The organism is Paenibacillus sp. PDC88 (assembly GCF_900106725.1).
In the GTDB taxonomy this organism is placed as follows: Bacteria; Bacillota; Bacilli; order Paenibacillales; family Paenibacillaceae; genus Paenibacillus; species Paenibacillus shunpengii.
On record NZ_FNNT01000001.1, the window covers coordinates 948,188 to 962,980 of the forward strand.

The window sequence follows — 14,793 nt, forward strand, 5'->3', positions numbered from 1 at the left end:
GATATGCGGTGTGATCAAAATTTAATTCGTCTAGTTCAATCCCAGTTCGATTTTGGCGTCTTCTTTGGCCAGCTTGGCCAGTGCAAGCGCACCGCAGATCCCTGCGTTATCACCCAGTTCAGGATAAACAACGTATTCGTCGATTCGCTCCATAATGCTTGGATGCTGAACGTAACCTCCGAGCAGCTTCTTCAGCTCTGCTCTTACTTGAGGGAAGAGCTGTTCCTGCTTCATGACACCGCCGCCCATAATAATCTTCTGCGGAGAAAGAATAAGCACATAATTTACCAAAGCCTGAGCCAGATAATAGGCCTCCATCTTCCAAGCCGGATGATCAGAAGGAAGCTCGATGCCTTGTTTGCCCCAACGTTTGGAAATCGCAGGACCTGCCGCGATCCCTTCCAGGCAGTCACCATGATATGGACAAAATCCCTCGTAAGTATCATCTGGATGACGTCTTACACTAATATGCCCCATTTCAGGATGTGACAGGCCGTGAATTAGTTGTCCAGATACTACCGCTCCTGCCCCAATTCCGGTACCTACCGTAATATAAATGCAGCTGTCCAGCCCTTTTGCCGCTCCCCATGTATATTCTCCCAGAGCCGCTCCATTCACATCGGTATCAAAATTCATCGGAACCTGAAAATGCGATTTCAATTCTCCAATGATATTGTAACCACCCCAGAAAGGCTTCGGAGTTGTCGTTATATGACCATATGTAGGACTCGATTTGATAGGATCGATAGGTCCAAACGACCCTACACCAAGCGCCTCGATCTCATGCTGTTCAAAAAAAGAGATCACCTGAGCCATCGTCTCTTCCGGCGTAGTTGTTGGAAAGCTGACTCTTTCAAATACCTCACCTTGCTCATTACCTACACCGCATACAAATTTCGTTCCACCAGCTTCTATTGCACCAAGTACTCCCATGATTACCCCTCCGTTATTGTTCTAGGTTGTCTCCAGCTTTGCCAGCCGTTTGCTGAGTGTTTCTTTCCAGCTTGCCGCAAGAGCTGAGAGCGATAGCAATTTCTTAATGGAGCTAATATCCGTCTTTCGGTGATGCATGATAACATTAGCCTCCATTACACTTAAGGAATCCTGTTCTCTTGATTGCAGTGTCAAGGAATCCTCTGAAGACACATAACCCTCTGTCAAGACACGAAAATAATAGCCCGTCAATCCCGTATTCTGAAAATGAAGCGGGAGCTCTTTGTACTGATGCTTCAGTCCAAGCTTGAAGCATGGCACCCGAGGCTGGCTGATCTGTACAACTGCTTCACCCAGCTGAAACGTATCGCCTATATATACATCGGTTTCACCAAACCCCGATACGGTTACATTCTCACCGAATGCTCCAGGATCGAGAGAGCGTCCCATTAAATCCTCATACACCGGGTATGCTTGATGGCTGAAGACACATACCGCCTTATCCTCACCACCATGATTGACTAGATCCGCCTGTTCATCACCATGAAAGCCTGTTCTGGATAAGAACAGCCGCTCCGTTGTAGAAGATTTGAATATCGCGGAATATATCTCTTTGCTGCCATTCATCATCTTCACTTTGCTTCCTACATTTAACGAAACCACATGGGAAGATGCAGCATCTCTCGTCAATTTTAACGCCTCCGTCTATCATTTGATTTCACTTTTATGTAATCGCTTACCATCAAGTTTGAACCTTCCGGGCACACAACTCAAGTACTATCATTACCCGAAATCGATTTTTGGTCAATTGGTAATGTACAATTTTTTATATAAAAGAGTGCCGACCCATAATCAGCCAGCACCCCTATTCTCTAATTCCTTAACCTTATCGACAAGAATAATACTATCTCAGCCGATCGCTACTCCCATCAATGAGCAAAGACTCTTCATCTCCAGCTCCTCAAACTTGCTAATGATCTGCGCATGATCCAGAACAAGCAAACTGCTCTCAAGCGAGCATGCAACAGGAACCTCACAATGAATTTTTGCAAGCTTACGAGATAAATGAAGCATGTCCATATCTGCTTCAATCTTCTTGCGAATGGACGGAGATAGATCATCCATATGCTCCAGAATTCCTTCAATGGAATCGTACTCTTGAACCAGCTTCATCGCCGTCTTCTCGCCGATTCCTCTCACGCCGGGATAGTTGTCGCTCGCATCTCCCATCAAGCCCTTCATATCAATGATTTGCCGTGGATGGAGCTGCTTCTCTTCGTACAGAGATTCCGGTGTATATACTTTATAATTGCCGTGACCTTTTTTCATAATAATAACCTTGGTTCGTTCGTTCACCAGCTGCAGCAGATCATGATCCCCAGATAAGATCATAACGTTCATATCCAGCTCTTCATTGTAAGAACGGCTGAGTGTTCCTAAGCAATCATCCGCCTCATAACCAGCAGCACTAATATTCGGTACGCCCAGGCTGTCCATTACTTCTTGAATCATAGTAAATTGTGGTACTAGATCTTCGGGAGCTTCTGGTCTGTTTCCTTTGTAATCAGCGTAATGTTCACCGCGGAACGTTCCACCGCCCAGATCCCAGCAGCATACCACATGTGTCGGATTAAAGGTCTGCACTGCATCCCAGAAATAACGGATAAATCCATATACCGCATTAGTTGCAATACCGTCCTTGGTCCGTCTAATATAACCGCCTGAAGCTGTGGCATAATACGCCCGAAACAATACTGCCATACCATCGACTAATAATACCGATTGATCTTTTGTTTCTATACTCACGATTGTTAACGCTCCTGTTCTATTCCATGCTAATCTTTACTCCCCGTATTATAGCACAGCCACATTCACTGGTGGGGGTTAATCGCTGGAAAGAACCTTGCTTCCTTATGCTAAATTTAGCAATCAGCTCCACATGTCCTGATACTGCTCTTCCTTGAAGCCAACGGATACTTTACTGCCGTCAGTAACAATCGGACGCTTGATTAATCTGCCATTGGAGGACAACAGCTCGATCTGCTCCTGGCTTGACATCTCTTTCAGCTTGTCCTTCAGATTCAATTCCTTATATACTTCACCGCTGGTGTTAAAGAATTTCTTGAGTTCCAGTCCACTGTTATTAACCAGCTCTGTCAGCTTCTCTGGGGCTGGAGGCTCTTCAAAAATAGGAATCAGCGTGAGCTCATGTCCGCGCTCTTCCAGCCATTTAACGGCCTTGCGGCAGGTGCCGCACTTTGCATATTGATAAACTGTCAGTTTACTCATGTCGTTAAATCTCCTCATTATTACGATTCATAGTTGTCTTTAGCTTCTGATCCAGCCTCTGTATATCTTCTGGGAGCGGCGCTGTAAAACGTATTCTATGGCCTGTGATCGGATGAACGATGGTCAGCTCGCTCGCGTGAAGGGCCTGACGCCCAATCCAAGTGTGAGCGAGCGCAAGCCGTTCCTTGGAGGTATCCGTCCAATTCGGTGCAGCTTGTCCATAGAATGAATCACCGATTAAAGGGCAGCCCAAATGCTTCATGTGTACTCTAATTTGATGCGTGCGTCCGCTCTCAAGCTTGATTCGGACTTTGCTGGCCCATTCATACACTGTTTCGACTTGATATATCGTCCTTGCAGCATAACCGTCCGCCGTTACAATCCGGCGATGAGGCTCACTCGGATCGCGGTCAATCGGTTCATCCACTACACCCTCAGAAGAGACAGGATGACCGAAAACAACAGCAGTGTAATATTTATCAACAGTGCCTGCAATCATCTGTTCAGAAATATGCTGATGAATATACGGGTTCTTGGCAATGCACAGCACGCCTGAGGTCTCTTGGTCCAGTCGATGCACAGGTCTGAAGCGAACCTGTTCCCCTTTTTGTGCCCAATAATATACGACCCCATTCGCAAGTGTTCCCGTATAATGTCCATGAGTCGGATGAACAATGATTCCGGCTTGCTTGTTCACAACGAGCAGATGCTCATCCTCGTACAAGATGTCGAAGGGGATATTCTCCGGTAATATATCAGTCGAAGTTTCCTTCTCCATACGAAGCTCTACAAGATCTCCGCTGCGAACCTTGACACTGATATATACTCTTTCACCGTTCAACTGAATTCCTTGCTCTGTCAACTTAAGCTTCGACATCAACTTGCGTGAAACACCTAATCTGCGCTGCAGAATCGTCTTCAGCAGCATCCCTTCATCTTCTGGCTCTACGATATAGGTAATTGGTTCATAATACGTTATCATTTACTGCGGAACACCTTTTTACTTCGAATATATTCAACGTCCGGAATACCTGCACGAACATTAGCTGTACGGGCGATGACAAAGAAATAGTCAGACAAGCGGTTCATATACAACCTTACAGCTGGATTAATATCGGTATGCGAACCCAGGGTCACCATGCGACGTTCTGCTCTGCGGCATACCGTCCTGCACACATGCAGAGCTGAAGCAAATGGGCTTCCGCCTGGAATAATAAATCTCTCAATTTGAGGATTCTCTTCTTGATGGAGATCAATCCACGCTTCAAGCTGGCCAGCAAGCTCAGCAGTTACTTTGTAATCCCCTTCTTCAAGCTTGACAAATGCCAGGTCTGATCCGCAGTCGAACAGCTCCTGCTGGATTTGTCTTAACTCTTCACACAGATCCTCATACTTTGAATCGGTTTCGGCCAGACTGATTGACTGACCAACGAAGCAGTTAAGCTCATCAATCGTTCCATAAGCCTCAATTCGGTCATCATCCTTGGGCACTCTTGCACCGATAACCGATGTTTTACCCTTATCTCCCGATTTGGTATATATTTTCATCATAACCCTCCAATTAATAGCGAATCTGACCTTTGCTGATATCTGCAGCTATTCCCGAGATCAGCATAAATGCCTGGTCACTTCTTGAAGCGATCAAATGATTCATTTCAGCCATCCAGCTGACAAAGCATTTCTCGTCCTCAGATGGGTGGAAGCTTCCATGCATTTCATTTGTCACGATGAGAAGTAACCCTTGATAAGATACAATAACCTCTTTTAACATATCCACTTTTGCCTTGATCTTCATTCGATCTGCTGTATTCCAGCAGGACTCCATTTCACCTGCCAGCCAAGCCGTCAAGCTGTCCACAACGACGATTCGTCTCTCCGCTATAAACAAGTTGGATTCACGATTAATATGATCCAGCACATCTGGCAGTGAATGCTCAGCATTTATATGTATTGTCCGAAGTCTGGCGGGTGTCCTCAGCTCATCAAGCCTGTCTTGATTGTCTGTTGCTGTAACATATACCCCTTCACGGGCTAGTCTTGAGGCATAGGAAAGGGCAAATCGGGTTTTACCGCTGCTTACTCCACCTGTTACCATAATCAGCATTTTATAAAACCACCTACCTCAAAAAATAAATTACAGCCCCTTCTGAGCAGATGATACATCCTATTCTGTAAGCGCCTTTAAAACTTCTATAGACATTTGCTCATCCTGAGTCGAGATCGGAATCGTCGCAAACAAATTTTTCGCTGCATACTGCAAATCTATGAACATCGACATTTCTTCGAGCGGTATTCCGAATAAGTGCTCCCCTACAATCGGGTCACTGGACAGATCGCCATTCTCGTCGCGGGTGTAAATTCCCCCTTCGAATACGCCGCGGCTATATGCTTCCTGATCAAAATCATTCTCGAGAGGAATGTTGGAGCCGTCTGCGCCATATATCTTCATATCCTCTTCCGGCAAAATAATAAGATCATGTTCCCTTGCTGCATACTCCACTAAAATTTTTTCCTTGGAATACATTGGGCTGGCAGAGACTTCAATAACCGGAGCTTCTCCGAGCTTCTCCTGCAATTTGGTCTCAAGCTCCTCAGCAATCACAGACATGTTACCTTGGTTGTCAATCATAAATATGGAGAACTTATCTTCGTTACCACAGCCGGATAAAATCCCGACACACAATGCCATTGTAGCCGCCAAACTCCATCTGCCTCGCATGTGTATGACTCCTCCTTTTTTCCCTTATTTCACATCATATCACAATTGAGATGGACAAAAAAAGAAGACCCTCACTCGGGTCTTCTCTATAGGAGAAATAAGCTAAGCTTTCTTAGGATATGCCTTCATATATTCATTGATCTTCAAATCCAGCAGGCTGCTGATTTCAATCACAACGTCTGAAGTAAATGACTTCTCTTCCAGAAAGATTCGTTCCATCTTGCTGCGCAGGATATGAATTTCATCTTCCAAAGAAAGACCACGAGAAGATGCTTTCTCCGAGTTGGTGAGCCAAGTTCCGCTGCTTTCATTATCAACAGCATATTGACCACGATATGTCGGCAAATCATATTCAGCACAAAACAAGGTAACCCCTCCCCAGAATCTATATCCTAATGGATTATAACATACAACTTAACATATAGCAGTGATAAAAGTGACATTTTTCGGAAAATATTTGTTATGCTTACATTATTATTAACCCTGTTTCTCAAGTTTGTAAACAAAATTTCCGATTCTTTCTAAAGCTTCATTAAGCTGAGCTAAAGAAGTAGCGTAGGAGCAACGTAAGAAGCCCTCTCCTCCTGCTCCAAAAACACCGCCAGGAACAGCCGCTACTTTGCCTTCCGTAAGCAGTCGTTCTGCAAAATCGTCCGATGTTAGACCCGTTTGCTGAACGCTCGGAAACGCATAGAATGCTCCTTGCGGCTCATGGCAGTCCAGTCCAATATCTCGAAAGCCCTGAACGATGAGACGTCTGCGCTGATTATAGGACTCAATCATCCGGTCCTTCTCTTCCATACCGTTTGTTAATGCCTCAAGTGCTGCAACCTGTCCCATGGATGGCGCGCACATCACCGTGTATTGGTGAATCTTGAGCATCGCCGATATCAGATCGGAATGACCGCACATATAACCAATCCGCCATCCGGTCATTGCAAAGGCCTTGGAGAATCCACTCACTAGGATCGTGCGGTCACGCATTCCGGGAATTGAAGGGAAGCTGACATGCTTTTGATTGTAAGTAAGCTCTGCATAAATTTCATCAGATATGACGATGAGATCATGCTTCTCCACAACTTCTGCAATGGGCAGCCAGTCCTCATAGGTCATTGTTGCCCCTGTCGGGTTACTCGGATAACACAATATAAGTACTTTCGATTTGGGCGTGATCTTCGCTTCGAGTGCCTCTGCCGTCAGTTTGAAATTATTCTCTGCCTTGGTTTCGACGCCTACTGGAACACCGCCGCCAATCGATACGATAGGTGAATAAGCAACATAACATGGTTCAGGTACTAGGATTTCATCTCCCTGAATAATCAAAGCACGCAGAGCAAGGTCAATCGCTTCACTACCGCCTACGGTAACAACAATCTCATCCTTAGGATCATACGGCGTATGGAAGCTCTTATCCAAATATTCGCTGATCGCTTCTCTCAGCTCCGGCATTCCGGCGTTGGAGGTATAGCTCGTAAATCCACGCTCAAGTGAATATACAGAGGCCTCGCGCATATGCCAAGGGGTAATGAAGTCCGGCTCTCCCACACCAAGTGATATGATTCCTTTGTTATCACCGACGAGATCAAAAAACTTCCGGATCCCCGAGGGCGGGATTTGCTGAACACGAGGAGCGAGATAAGAACTCATCGACCTAGGTTGTGCATCCTTCTGCTGATCTTGGTTAATTAACATATCTCATACTTCCTTTTATGGCGAAATCAAGAGCCGCTTATCTTCTTGATGCGGTTCAAAAATAATGCCGTCTTGTTTGTATTTCTTCAAAATAAAGTTCGTCTTCGTCGATAGCACCGAATCGATCGGCGACAATTTCTCCGATACAAAATTAGCGACTTCACGCAGATTGCGTCCTTCAATTTCTACAAGGAGATCATATGCGCCGGACATAAGATACACGGATTTGACTTGTGGGTACAAGTAAATACGTTCCGCGATCCCTTCGAATCCTCTGCCGCGTTCCGGTGTAATCTGTACTTCAATCAGGGCAGTTACCTTCTCATCGTCCACTTTGTCCCAGTTCACAACGGTTGCGTATTTAACGATAACATTGTCTTTTTCAAGCTCTGCCACCGCACTCTTCACATCTTCCTCCGAGGCTCCAAGGAGCGTCGCGATCAGCGCAGGACTTCTTCTTGCATCTTCTTTGAGTAAATCAAGCACTTTTAGTTTCAAATCATTAAGTTCTGTCATGCATTTCCCTCCAGTGGTTATACGGGTCGGCTCTAACGGGCCATGCAACACTTCTTATCGAAGATTAAATATAATATTACATGAATTTATTATTACTGCAAATAAAAAAACCGTATCTCCCTTTAATCAACAGAAGATAACGGCTTTCGAGTCAATTGGACAAATTTCGTTTTACATATAATTCGGTTTGTGCGCTTCGATGTTGGGCTGTTGTGCATAAGGGGCATTGCCTGCTGAAACATTTTTAGATTGAATAAATTGCGTGAGCTCCTGTTTCGTCTGCATTTGCGTTTGAATCTCTTTGTTCAGATCCATTTGCAGTGCGTTGCCTGGAGCCTGATACATATTGTGCTGCTGCATTGTATTGAATATCTGGCCTTGCAGCTTAAGTGTGTCCATTGTAAGATCGGTGAACATCTGTCTTACTACAGGACAAGCAGACTCTGTTGTAGCTGTCGTATATTCTCTTACCGTTCTCTTGAGATTATCTAGAATGGATTGCATCAGATCGGCTTCGGGCATAAACAATGGATTATTTTGCTGGTTGTTCATCTGTATTCCTCCTTCGTTAATTCATCGGATGAGTCGGTGCCAATGGCTGATGCTGCTCAAGTGCTTGGAGCAGTGTATCTGCATGCTGTTGATGTGTCATGATATGCTGTTCAAGAACTTGCTTGATTGCATGGTTTTGAATACTCGCTGCTGTCGCAGCACACTGCTTAATCAGCAAGTTTTCATTGGACAAAGAATCGCTTATATAACTGAGCTCTTTACCGGAAATGGCCTGCATTTGTTGTGATTGCATAATATCCTCCTTAAGTAGGTACGTCTTCATACTCCCTGCTTACCACTTATCCATTCATAGATTCCAATCAGGGAATCCTGCATATTGCGCCTTAAGTAGCTTGTCCTGGCGAACAAATGAATATGTACGCTATGTACAAGTTCTTACTTTGCCGAAGATTTGTTGACGGGCTGAGCTTGTAACAGTCTCCGGATCATAAACCAGCTTAGTACAGGCGACAGACCCAGGATAATCATAAGCCATGTGATCGTCTGCGTAGATTGATTGATCTCAAGAACAACAATAAAGATAACAATGCCGACCACTCTGCCGATGGTTAGACAAATTTCACGCAATACGACAAGCTCAACCCGCTTGGACACGTTCTCGCCGCTGGTTCCCATCAAATCAAATACCGATGAAATCATGGGCAGAATATACAAAGGCATGAAGATCGCTGATCCAACCCCTTGCAGGAGCAAAGTTCCGTAACTTACGGTCCATAGCAGTGGAAGCGTAAATAAGAATAACAGAGCAGCCCCGACCAAAGTCCCGTAATAGCGATAGCCCGGCTTGTACCATTTTCCGACAACACGGTAACTAACTAATGCTACCAATGAGGTGATCAGATAAAACTGTCCCAGCTTCGCTTCTTGGGTTGTCGCAATGTATACGAGCAGATTTACCAAGAATGAGAATACCCCTTCTCGAACTCCTTGAGCTGCAAGTGCTGGAGCCGCCCATCTCCAAGGACTCCCCTTCTCGCTTAATTGCTTCACAGGCTCGTTCCAGCTGTAAGTGCCTTCTGCTTTCCTCTTCTTTAAGAAGAAGCTGAACACGACCCCAATGCCAAATACCAGCATAGAGATCATAAAGATATATTGATATCCTTGGTTGCCAACAGACAATGAAATAATCATCCCTGAAATCCAAGGACCGACAATGCCGACCAATGATCCAATCAAGCCTACCCAGCCGTTGAATAGATCACGATTATCACGATCTGTGACCTCGAAGTAAACGACATTAAAGGCAAGCCAAAACAATCCGAGAGACGCGCCCAGCAGTAAGCCTAATGGCCAGATGTAATCCACTGCATGCTTATCAAGCCCCAGAACGAGTAGATAGAACACACCTGATAATAAGATGCCCAATCGAAGCGCATTCATTTTGTTGTGTTCTTTCACCCATTTGCCAGCAAGCCAAAATGTCAGTACCAGCCCGATCTGCTGACTGATTGTGAACCAGCCGATCATGGCAAAGTCTTGTTTGCTCTTCCATAGAAAAACGTTTAGAAAAGTTCCGGATAAAGCACCAGCAAGTACAAACAGTCCATTAATTAGCAGGAGAAGCCGTGATTGTTTGTCGAGAGGAGTTTTACTCATGTGCTAATCCACCTCCACAAATTTTGTTATATAGCTGAAGAGCACAAGCATGTGCCTGCAGAAATAATCAAATCTTAATATGTCCTCTCCTGTGAAAAAATCGTTCTGTTCAATTATTTACTATATATTGGATGTGGTTGCATAAAAAAAAGCACATGCTGCGTCGAAGCAGTCATGTGCTTAGGTTCATAAAATTGAGATTAAATGACTTGTTACTGTGAGCTAAGCCGCTTCACCATACGCAGCCGATCTTCGGTTGCCAGACTATGTGTCGTTGTGAAGCAAGCAGGACATACGTACATCTGGATTCCAAATGGCGCCTCTAATGGATGAAGCGCAGATTTGGCAGCAGCAAATTGATCCTTCTTCACCGTCTGTACCCCTGCATGGAGCATAAACTCACGGCAGTTCGGACATTCAGGGACTTCCCCTTGTTGATCCAATATGGATTGAACCGTCTCTCCATATTTCGCCATGTTCAGACCAGAATCTTCATACGTATCCAGTGCTCTTACACTTGGAAGTATTGTATCCGTTTCGTCCTCCCATAGGTTACTATAATCTTCGTCCGATTCGTTTGCCTGATTAGACTCCGTATGAAGCAGTTCCTCTTCATCCTCGGTAAGAGTCACATTTAGCGTCCGATATCCTTCTAATGACTCGGATTTGGAGTTGCTCTGGTCAGCTTCCTCCTTCAACGTATCTTCTTCGACTTCAGCCGTTCCCTCCAGTGTGAGGGGATTATTACAATAAGGGCATTCCTCTTCAGGTCCTAGCTCCTCATCCCATACAATTTCAGTTTGACACCATGGACATACAGTAGTTTCCACTCTATTTCAACCCTTTCTTCTTATCCCATTCTCATCTTCGCCTATTACCCATTTATCATATACACGACCCCTGCTACGAAAAAAATGACAGCCGCAGCAAACAGAACCCTGATCAAATTTTTCATGGGTGCCTCCTGTAACAAGGTTATTTATTTCAGTTCAGCAACGGTAACTCCTGTACCACCTTCTCCGTAGTTGCCCAGTCGGTAGCTCTTAACGTTCTTGTGCCTGCGAAGATATTCCTGTATGCCTGAACGGAGAACGCCGGTACCCTTGCCGTGAATAAGGTACACCTGACCTAAATTCGCCATGAAGGCTTCATCAATAAAGCGGTCTGCCTCAACCAAAGCCTCTTCGAGATTAGCACCTCTGAGATCGAGCTCTGATCTGACATGCTCATCCCGAGTACGCTTGACTCCTGTTACATGTCTTGTCGCTCCTGCCCCTTGCTTTTGAGCCTGCGGTGTATCGATTAACTCTAAATCGGTAAGTGCTACTTTCATTTTCATAATACCGAGCTGAACCAAGGCCTCTTTGCCGGCTAATTCAACGACATGACCTTTCTGATTCAAACTGGCCACCTTAACTTCATCACCAGGTTCAATTCTCCGAGCTTGAGCCGCTTTTTTAATTTTTTTCATGCGCTCGGCTGGTTCAGCATCACTTAATGCTTTGCGTGCGGCGATGAGCTTGTGCTCCTTAACAGAAGCCCCTTCCTCAAGCGCCAGCTTACGTAGATCACGAATAATTTGCTCTGATTCCTGGCGAGCTTTGGCAATGATCTCCCGTGCCTCCTGCTCCGCCTTCTCAATGCGTCTGTCCCGCTGTTCCTCGAGCTTGCTGATCTCCCGCTCATGATGATCACGAAGCTGCTCCAGATCCTTTCTCAGCTTCTCGGCACGTTCCTTCTCCTGCTCTGCTGTCAGGCGATTCTGCTCCAGCGAAGCAATCATGTGCTCTACTCGCTGATCATCTTCTTTGACTTCCCCGCGGGCATAATCAAGAATATCAGACGGAAGTCCCAGACGTTCTGCGATGGCAAATGCATTACTGCGTCCTGGAACACCAAGCAATAGCCTATAGGTCGGACTCAGCGTATTGACATCAAATTCCATACTCGCATTAATGACACCTTTGCGTTCATAAGCATAAGCCTTCAGTTCACTATAATGAGTCGTTGCAATCAAGCGGCAGCCTGTGGAATGAATGTGTTCAAGGATGGCTATTGCGAGTGCAGAGCCTTCTGAAGGATCGGTACCAGCCCCAAGCTCATCAAAGAGCACAAGGCTTTTCGGTGTCATTTCCGACAATATTCGAATGATATTCGTCATGTGGCTTGAGAAAGTACTGAGGCTCTGTTCAATGCTCTGCTCGTCACCGATATCGGCATAGATGGCATCAAATACACATAACTGGCTCCCATCCTCTGCGGATACGAATAAGCCGGACATGGCCATCAGACTTAAGAGCCCTACCGTTTTGAGCGTAACGGTCTTACCACCGGTGTTGGGACCGGTAACAATGATCGATGTATACGAATTTCCTAGTTCTACATCTGTTGGAACAACCTTATCTATAGATATAAGCGGATGTCGACCTTTTTTGATCTTCATGAAGCCACGGTCATTCATAATAGGCAAGGTTGCTTTCATTTCCCGAGCGAGACGTGCTTTTGCAAAAATAAAATCCAATGTCCCCAGCAATTCGACATCGATGGCAAGCAATTCTGCTTGTTCTCCAACAAGAGCCGTCAATTTCTGCAGAATCACTTCAACTTCACGTTCTTCGCGCATTCGCGTTTCACGAAGCTTGTTATTCATAGTAACAATGGATTCGGGCTCGATAAAAAGCGTTGCACCTGACCCCGATTGATCATGAACAATCCCGCCAAAGTGCGCACGATATTCGGCCTTTACCGGAATGACGAAGCGATCACCGCGAATCGTGACAAGCTGATCCTGAAGCATTTTGGACACCGAAGATGAACGGATCATCGAATCGAGCTTCTCTCTAATTCTGGACTCCCCCGTTCTTAATTCACGACGGATTTGGGACAAATTAGCGCTCGCCGAATCCAATACTTCTGCGGAATCATCGATACATAATTTAATTGCATCCTCAAGTGGTTTTTGTTCAGACAACTGCTCACTCAGGAAGATTAGCTTGTCCATCTGAATTTCTTCCTGCATGCCATCCAGCAGGCGTTTAAGTCTCCGTGCGGTGTGAACCGTATTATGGATGGACAGCAGTTCATGGGGACTTAATGTTCCACCAATTCGAGCTCTCTTCACTGCAGAACGAATATCCACAATACCGGAAAATGAAGGTATCCCTTTCAACCGATCCACATTGACGGCCTGGTCGGTTCCAGACAGCAAATTTTTAACTTCCTCCAGATCGCTGATCGGAATTAAATTTTCAGCGTTGTGTTTACCCATCTCTGTTTGCGTGTATAGAGATAATGTATTTAAAATTTTACGATATTCTAACGTATGCAAAATTTTTGAATCCAATGTGACAACTCCTCTCGGGCTCTATTTGTATTATAGCGAAAGAGCAGGACTTGTGCCATTTGAGAATGATGCCGCACATAAGAAATGCGGGATTGTTACATAATAATATTGCATACGGAGTCTGTTCATCAAAAAAGGAGGACAAAATCATGAACATTTTAGGAGCTATCGTCCGGTTTATTGTAGCCGCAATCGTATTGTTACTTGTTGGCTGGATCGTTCCGGGCTTCTCAGTAGGCGGATTTGGCAGCGCGCTGATATTGGCCGTTGTCATCGCATTGTTAGGCTGGGTCATTGAGAGCATCTTCGGAAAAAGAGTCTCACCTTTTGGCCGCGGTATCGTCGGATTCTTGGTGAGTGCGCTCGTGATCTGGCTGTCTCAATACATCGTCGACGACGTGTCCGCCAGCATCCTGGGAGCCATCCTTGCAGCATTAGTCATCGGGATTATCGACATTTTTGTACCAACCCCGTTTGATGCAGCAAAAGGAAATCGAAAATAAGAAACAGATGTGAAATCATCTGTACACTCGAAAAGAGTCTCCTTATCAATATAAGGAGGCTTTTTTTCTTGGATACAGTTCTCACTTATCTGCTTCCCCATTCTAATGAGTACTATCGGATGTGCTTACAAATTGTTTGCAAAATTCTCACATAAGGAAATGCACAACCCTATTCTTCTGAGGTATCATGGTAGTACATTATGGATTTTATTTTGGGAGGCCTTGCGTGATGAAAAAAGTCAGCTATCTGCTATGCACCGTGATGCTGCTCTTCTTGCTCGCTGCGTGCGGACAAGACTCTGCGGAGAATCAAGGCAGCGGAATTACTGAGCCTGAAGTTGCTGCAAGTGACGAGATCGTCATTAAAGCAACAGATTACGAATTCGATCAACCAGAGTATCGCATCAAAAAAGGAGTGCCTGTACGTGTTGTATATGAGAATGCAGAAGGGAACCACGGAATTATTGTCCCCGGACTTAGCCTCCAGCTTGATCGAGATACAACATCCAAGGTCATCACACCGGAAGAAGCAGGTGAGTTTGAGATCGCTTGTTCTGTATTTTGCGGTACGGGTCATTCCACAATGATATCTAAGATTATAGTTGAAGAATAATGAGCAAATAAGCCTG

Annotated in this window: 18 protein-coding genes; 2 read left to right on the forward strand and 16 right to left on the reverse strand. The window is 45.2% G+C overall.

Going from position 1 to position 14,793, the window contains the following annotated elements; genetic code table 11:
• Positions 1-30: 30 nt before the first annotated feature.
• The 16 genes from BLW49_RS04460 to BLW49_RS04535 all read right to left on the reverse strand — a co-directional run bounded on the left by BLW49_RS04460 (position 31) and on the right by BLW49_RS04535 (position 13,661).
• On the reverse strand, positions 31-933 hold the full coding sequence (locus BLW49_RS04460; protein ID WP_090723347.1) for an ROK family protein: 903 nt from the start codon (positions 931-933) through the stop codon (positions 31-33).
• A 21-nt stretch (positions 934-954) separates the two neighbouring features.
• A complete protein-coding gene (locus tag BLW49_RS04465; RefSeq protein WP_090723839.1) occupies positions 955-1,563 on the reverse strand; it encodes an MOSC domain-containing protein in 609 nt (202 codons plus the stop codon).
• Positions 1,564-1,842: 279 nt separating this feature from the next.
• Positions 1,843-2,733, reverse strand: a complete 891-nt coding sequence (locus BLW49_RS04470) for a 5'-3' exonuclease (protein WP_076312561.1) — start codon at positions 2,731-2,733, stop codon at positions 1,843-1,845.
• 129 nt (positions 2,734-2,862) lie between these two features.
• A complete protein-coding gene (locus BLW49_RS04475; protein ID WP_076311683.1) occupies positions 2,863-3,222 on the reverse strand; it encodes an arsenate reductase family protein in 360 nt (119 codons plus the stop codon).
• Positions 3,223-3,226: 4 nt separating this feature from the next.
• On the reverse strand, positions 3,227-4,204 hold the full coding sequence (locus tag BLW49_RS04480) for an RluA family pseudouridine synthase (RefSeq protein ID WP_076311684.1): 978 nt from the start codon (positions 4,202-4,204) through the stop codon (positions 3,227-3,229).
• Positions 4,201-4,770 carry a cob(I)yrinic acid a,c-diamide adenosyltransferase gene (locus tag BLW49_RS04485; RefSeq protein ID WP_076311685.1) on the reverse strand — a complete coding sequence of 190 codons (570 nt, stop codon included), beginning with the start codon at positions 4,768-4,770 and terminating at the stop codon, positions 4,201-4,203. Before BLW49_RS04485 ends, BLW49_RS04480 begins: the two co-directional genes overlap by 4 nt.
• 13 nt (positions 4,771-4,783) lie before the next feature.
• Positions 4,784-5,326: a bifunctional adenosylcobinamide kinase/adenosylcobinamide-phosphate guanylyltransferase gene (locus BLW49_RS04490; protein ID WP_076311686.1), complete on the reverse strand. Its 543-nt coding sequence runs from the start codon at positions 5,324-5,326 to the stop codon at positions 4,784-4,786.
• 60 nt (positions 5,327-5,386) lie between these two features.
• Complete coding sequence (locus BLW49_RS04495; RefSeq protein WP_076311687.1) at positions 5,387-5,941, reverse strand: hypothetical protein; 555 nt, start codon at positions 5,939-5,941, stop codon at positions 5,387-5,389.
• A gap of 102 nt (positions 5,942-6,043) precedes the next feature.
• Positions 6,044-6,307, reverse strand: coding sequence for an aspartyl-phosphate phosphatase Spo0E family protein (locus BLW49_RS04500; protein ID WP_047910005.1), 264 nt, complete (start codon positions 6,305-6,307; stop codon positions 6,044-6,046).
• Positions 6,308-6,418: 111 nt separating this feature from the next.
• Positions 6,419-7,633, reverse strand: a complete 1,215-nt coding sequence (locus BLW49_RS04505; RefSeq protein WP_090723349.1) for an aminotransferase class I/II-fold pyridoxal phosphate-dependent enzyme — start codon at positions 7,631-7,633, stop codon at positions 6,419-6,421.
• Between the two features lie 15 nt (positions 7,634-7,648).
• Complete coding sequence (locus BLW49_RS04510) at positions 7,649-8,149, reverse strand: Lrp/AsnC family transcriptional regulator (protein ID WP_076311689.1); 501 nt, start codon at positions 8,147-8,149, stop codon at positions 7,649-7,651.
• A 171-nt stretch (positions 8,150-8,320) separates the two neighbouring features.
• Positions 8,321-8,701 (reverse strand): spore coat protein, encoded by a 381-nt coding sequence (locus BLW49_RS04515; protein WP_076311690.1) that lies wholly within the window; start codon positions 8,699-8,701, stop codon positions 8,321-8,323.
• A gap of 16 nt (positions 8,702-8,717) precedes the next feature.
• Entirely contained in the window at positions 8,718-8,954 is a 237-nt protein-coding gene (locus BLW49_RS04520; protein WP_076311691.1) for a hypothetical protein, read from the reverse strand.
• Positions 8,955-9,097: 143 nt separating this feature from the next.
• Complete coding sequence (locus tag BLW49_RS04525) at positions 9,098-10,318, reverse strand: MFS transporter (RefSeq protein ID WP_090723351.1); 1,221 nt, start codon at positions 10,316-10,318, stop codon at positions 9,098-9,100.
• A gap of 212 nt (positions 10,319-10,530) precedes the next feature.
• On the reverse strand, positions 10,531-11,148 hold the full coding sequence (locus tag BLW49_RS04530; RefSeq protein ID WP_090723353.1) for a hypothetical protein: 618 nt from the start codon (positions 11,146-11,148) through the stop codon (positions 10,531-10,533).
• A gap of 149 nt (positions 11,149-11,297) precedes the next feature.
• A complete protein-coding gene (locus BLW49_RS04535) occupies positions 11,298-13,661 on the reverse strand; it encodes an endonuclease MutS2 (protein ID WP_090723354.1) in 2,364 nt (787 codons plus the stop codon).
• Positions 13,662-13,810: 149 nt separating this feature from the next.
• Here BLW49_RS04535 and BLW49_RS04540 point away from each other — a divergent pair, with 149 nt between their 5' ends.
• Both BLW49_RS04540 and BLW49_RS04545 read left to right on the forward strand, forming a co-directional pair.
• Positions 13,811-14,164, forward strand: a complete 354-nt coding sequence (locus BLW49_RS04540) for a phage holin family protein (protein ID WP_076311695.1) — start codon at positions 13,811-13,813, stop codon at positions 14,162-14,164.
• Between the two features lie 229 nt (positions 14,165-14,393).
• Positions 14,394-14,777, forward strand: coding sequence for a cupredoxin domain-containing protein (locus BLW49_RS04545; RefSeq protein ID WP_090723356.1), 384 nt, complete (start codon positions 14,394-14,396; stop codon positions 14,775-14,777).
• Positions 14,778-14,793 lie beyond the last annotated feature (16 nt).

Excerpts from the sequence above, each read along its gene's own strand:
- BLW49_RS04460 (WP_090723347.1), bottom strand. The coding sequence starts at position 933 with ATGGGAGTACTTGGTGCAATAGAAGCTGGTGGAACGAAATTTGTATGC.
- BLW49_RS04465 (WP_090723839.1), bottom strand. The coding sequence starts at position 1,563 with ATGATGAATGGCAGCAAAGAGATATATTCCGCGATATTCAAATCTTCT.
- BLW49_RS04475 (WP_076311683.1), bottom strand. The coding sequence starts at position 3,222 with ATGAGTAAACTGACAGTTTATCAATATGCAAAGTGCGGCACCTGCCGC.
- BLW49_RS04480 (WP_076311684.1), bottom strand. The coding sequence starts at position 4,204 with ATGATAACGTATTATGAACCAATTACCTATATCGTAGAGCCAGAAGAT.
- BLW49_RS04485 (WP_076311685.1), bottom strand. The coding sequence starts at position 4,770 with ATGAAAATATATACCAAATCGGGAGATAAGGGTAAAACATCGGTTATC.
- BLW49_RS04490 (WP_076311686.1), bottom strand. The coding sequence starts at position 5,326 with ATGCTGATTATGGTAACAGGTGGAGTAAGCAGCGGTAAAACCCGATTT.
- BLW49_RS04495 (WP_076311687.1), bottom strand. The coding sequence starts at position 5,941 with ATGCGAGGCAGATGGAGTTTGGCGGCTACAATGGCATTGTGTGTCGGG.
- BLW49_RS04505 (WP_090723349.1), bottom strand. The coding sequence starts at position 7,633 with ATGTTAATTAACCAAGATCAGCAGAAGGATGCACAACCTAGGTCGATG.
- BLW49_RS04510 (WP_076311689.1), bottom strand. The coding sequence starts at position 8,149 with ATGACAGAACTTAATGATTTGAAACTAAAAGTGCTTGATTTACTCAAA.
- BLW49_RS04515 (WP_076311690.1), bottom strand. The coding sequence starts at position 8,701 with ATGAACAACCAGCAAAATAATCCATTGTTTATGCCCGAAGCCGATCTG.
- BLW49_RS04520 (WP_076311691.1), bottom strand. The coding sequence starts at position 8,954 with ATGCAATCACAACAAATGCAGGCCATTTCCGGTAAAGAGCTCAGTTAT.
- BLW49_RS04525 (WP_090723351.1), bottom strand. The coding sequence starts at position 10,318 with ATGAGTAAAACTCCTCTCGACAAACAATCACGGCTTCTCCTGCTAATT.
- BLW49_RS04540 (WP_076311695.1), top strand. The coding sequence starts at position 13,811 with ATGAACATTTTAGGAGCTATCGTCCGGTTTATTGTAGCCGCAATCGTA.
- BLW49_RS04545 (WP_090723356.1), top strand. The coding sequence starts at position 14,394 with ATGAAAAAAGTCAGCTATCTGCTATGCACCGTGATGCTGCTCTTCTTG.